A 3,064-nucleotide genomic window follows, 5' to 3' on the forward strand; every position below is an offset into this window, starting at 1 on the left:
TTCGATGCGGCGGCCGCGACGCGCGAGGTGGTGCGCCTCCTCACAGCGGGCGGGCGCGCGGGGCTCGTGTGGAATCAGCTCGACACTGCCGTGCCCTGGGTCCACCGGCTCTCCCGGATCATGCACGCCGGCGACGTCCACAAGCCCGACTACCACCCGCCGTCGGGCCCCGAGCTGACCGGCTGGGAGTCCGCGGCGTTCAGGTGGGAGGACCCGATCACCCCCGAGGGCATCGTCGAGCTCACGAAGTCGCGCAGCTACTACCTGCGCGCGAGCCATAAGCACCGGGAGCGCGTCGAGGCAAATCTCGCGTGGTATCTGTTCGAGCACCTCGGCCATCGACCGGGCGAGCCCATGCTGCTCCCCTACATCACGCAGGCCTGGCGGGCCGTCTCGGCGGCTCGCTGACCGCGACTCCTTGTGCCCTGGACGCCGCGCCCTTAGGATTTAGGCATACCGAAATTCTAGGATGAGGGGCACAAAAGTGACCAGGACCGGCCCGGTGGCTGCGGCGCGGCCCACGCCGCGCGCGTCGTGGCGCGCCGCCCTCGCTCTTCTCGGACCCGCCTTCGTCGCCTCGATCGCGTACGTCGATCCCGGCAACGTGGCCGCGAACCTCACCGCCGGTGCGCGGTACGGCTACCTGCTCGTGTGGGTCCTCGTGCTGGCGAACGCCATGGCGATGCTGGTCCAGTACCAGTCCGCGAAGCTCGGCATCGTCACGGGCCGCACGCTCCCCGAACTCCTCGCCGAGCGCATGCGGCCCTCGTCCCGCCGGCTGTATTGGCTTCAGGCCGAGGTCGTGGCCCTCGCGACGGATCTCGCGGAAGTGGTGGGCGGGGCCATCGCGCTCCAGCTCCTGTTCCGCGTTCCGCTCCCGCTCGGGGCCGTGATCGTGGGCGGCGTGTCGATGGCGATCCTCGCGATTCAGGACCGGCGCACCCAGCAGCGCTTCGAGGTCGCCATCATCGGGCTCCTCGCCGTCATCACCATCGGCTTCCTCGCGGGACTCACCGTGAGCCCGCTCTCCCCCTCGGGGATCGCGTCCGGGCTCGTGCCGCGCTTCGACGGCCCGGACACCGTGCTCCTCGCGGCGTCGATGCTCGGCGCGACAGTCATGCCGCACGCCATCTACGTGCACTCGGCCCTCTCCCGCGACCGGCATCGCGCCGATCCGCACACGCACGTGCCGCCCACCGCCGTCGCCCGCCTCTTGCGTGGGACGCGCGCGGACGTCGTCATCGCGCTCGGGCTCGCCGGCGTGGTGAACGTCGGAATGCTCCTGCTCGCGGCGTCGACGCTCGGCGGCCGCGCGGGGACGGACACGATCGAGGGTGCACATGCCTCGATCGAAGGCGCGCTCGGGCCGTTCGTGGGTACGGTCTTCGCGATCGGGCTGCTCGCGAGCGGCCTCGCGTCGACCGCGGTCGGCTCGTACGCAGGCGCGACGATCATGGAGGGGCTCCTGCGTCGGCGGGTCTCCGTCGTCGTCCGACGCCTGGTGACGCTCGTGCCCTCGGTCGTGCTGCTCGCCCTCGGACTCGACCCGACGATGTCGCTCGTGGTGAGCCAGGTGGTGCTGAGCTTCGGGATTCCCTTCGCGCTCGTCCCGCTCGTGCGGCTCACGTCGAACCGGAAACTTGTGGGACGCTTCGCGACGTCGGGCTGGACCGTTGCCGCCGCCTGGGCGAGTGCGGGGCTCGTCGTCATGCTCAATCTCGTGCTCGTGTGGCTCACGTTCACGTCGGCGGCCTGAACGCAGCGTACCGGTAGGCTAAACCCGTGAAGAGCCAGCCATCCTCCTCGATCGAGGACTACGTGAAGGTCATCTACTCCTTCACGGAGTGGCAGGACAAGCCCATCACGTCGTCACAGCTCGCCCTGCGGCTCGGGGTCGCGAATTCTTCCGTCTCGGAGATGGTGCGCAAGCTCAAGGACCAGGGGCTCGTGGACCATCAGCCCTACGGCGCCGTGCGGCTCACGGACGCGGGTACCCGCCTCGCCCTCACGATGGTGCGGCGGCATCGGCTGCTCGAGACGTTCCTCGTCCACGAGCTCGGCTACAGCTGGGACGAGGTCCACGACGAGGCCGAGCAGCTCGAGCACGCGGTCTCCGACACGTTCGTCGAGCGGCTCGCCGAGAAGCTCGGCCACCCCGACCGCGACCCGCACGGCGACCCCATCCCGACACCCACGGGGCGCGTCGAGCATCCGCCGGCCCTCCGCCTCGGCGAGCTCGACCCCGGGCACGAGGGGCGGATCACCCGCATCAGTGACGACGACCCTGAGATGCTGCGGTACCTCGCGCGTGAGCACATCGTGCTCGACACGGCCGTCCACGTGGTGCGGCGCAAGCCGTTCGGTGGGCCGCTCGTGGTCCGGATCGGTGCAGGGAGCGGGGCCCACGATTTCGACGTGCCGGATTCGATCGCGTCCTCGCTCTGGGTGCGAAGCGACATACCGCACGAGGGCTGCACCCTCGAACACGCCTGATGCCTTCAGGGCACACCCTGTCCTGAACCTCTGCGCGGCTCAGTCCTTCCGCCGAAGCCAGAACGAGACCACCGTGTTCACGAGTGCGACGGCGCCCATGAGCTCGGCAAGCAGCCACTCGCCCGCCGCTGCGAGCGCGAGCGCCGCCGCAGCGAACATCCCGAGCGAGGCGAGCGGGAGCCACGGCCACGGGATCCGTCGCCCGGCGCGCGGAGCAAAGAACAGGCCCCACAGCACCATCGCGAGGAGCGGGAAGCCGACCCCTGCCACAACGGTGAGCGGTGGGGCCACGTGGAACCCCGCATACGCGAACGCTGCAAGCATCGAGACCTCGAGCAAGAAGGCCACGGCTGCGTTCGCGGCCGCCCACCGGCCGGATGGCATGTCTCCCGGGCCCCGTGCACGGCGCCGGGAGCGCACCACTGGAGAGTTCGTTCCATGCCGCATGAGGCGATCCTAGCTGCCAGCCCCGCTCTCGTCGCCGACCGCGGGCGCCTCGCCGGGAATCGGTTCAGGAGGGGCCTTCGGGTTGCGGATCCACACGGCCGAGCACAGCGCGCTCGCGGCGAGC

At 70.4% G+C, this 3,064-nt stretch carries 3 protein-coding genes and 1 pseudogene; 3 read left to right on the forward strand and 1 reads right to left on the reverse strand.

Annotation, left to right across the window (positions count from 1 at the left end; genetic code table 11):
- The 3 genes and pseudogenes from ACLN58_RS20145 to ACLN58_RS20155 form a co-directional block, all read left to right on the forward strand.
- Positions 1-408, forward strand: a pseudogene (locus tag ACLN58_RS20145) (SAM-dependent methyltransferase); the annotation flags it as partial.
- A gap of 76 nt (positions 409-484) precedes the next feature.
- Complete coding sequence (locus ACLN58_RS20150) at positions 485-1,756, forward strand: Nramp family divalent metal transporter (RefSeq protein WP_415857011.1); 1,272 nt, start codon at positions 485-487, stop codon at positions 1,754-1,756.
- Positions 1,757-1,782: 26 nt separating this feature from the next.
- The gene (locus tag ACLN58_RS20155; protein ID WP_415857012.1) at positions 1,783-2,493 is read left to right on the forward strand and encodes a metal-dependent transcriptional regulator; all 711 of its coding nucleotides are present in this window, start codon (positions 1,783-1,785) and stop codon (positions 2,491-2,493) included.
- Between the two features lie 39 nt (positions 2,494-2,532).
- Here the strand turns inward: ACLN58_RS20155 and ACLN58_RS20160 are convergent, their stop codons facing one another.
- The gene (locus ACLN58_RS20160; RefSeq protein ID WP_415857013.1) at positions 2,533-2,841 is read right to left on the reverse strand and encodes a YrdB family protein; all 309 of its coding nucleotides are present in this window, start codon (positions 2,839-2,841) and stop codon (positions 2,533-2,535) included.
- Positions 2,842-3,064 lie beyond the last annotated feature (223 nt).

It is taken from the genome of Sinomonas sp. G460-2, from assembly GCF_047759905.1.
Lineage (GTDB): Bacteria > Actinomycetota > Actinomycetes > Actinomycetales > Micrococcaceae > Sinomonas.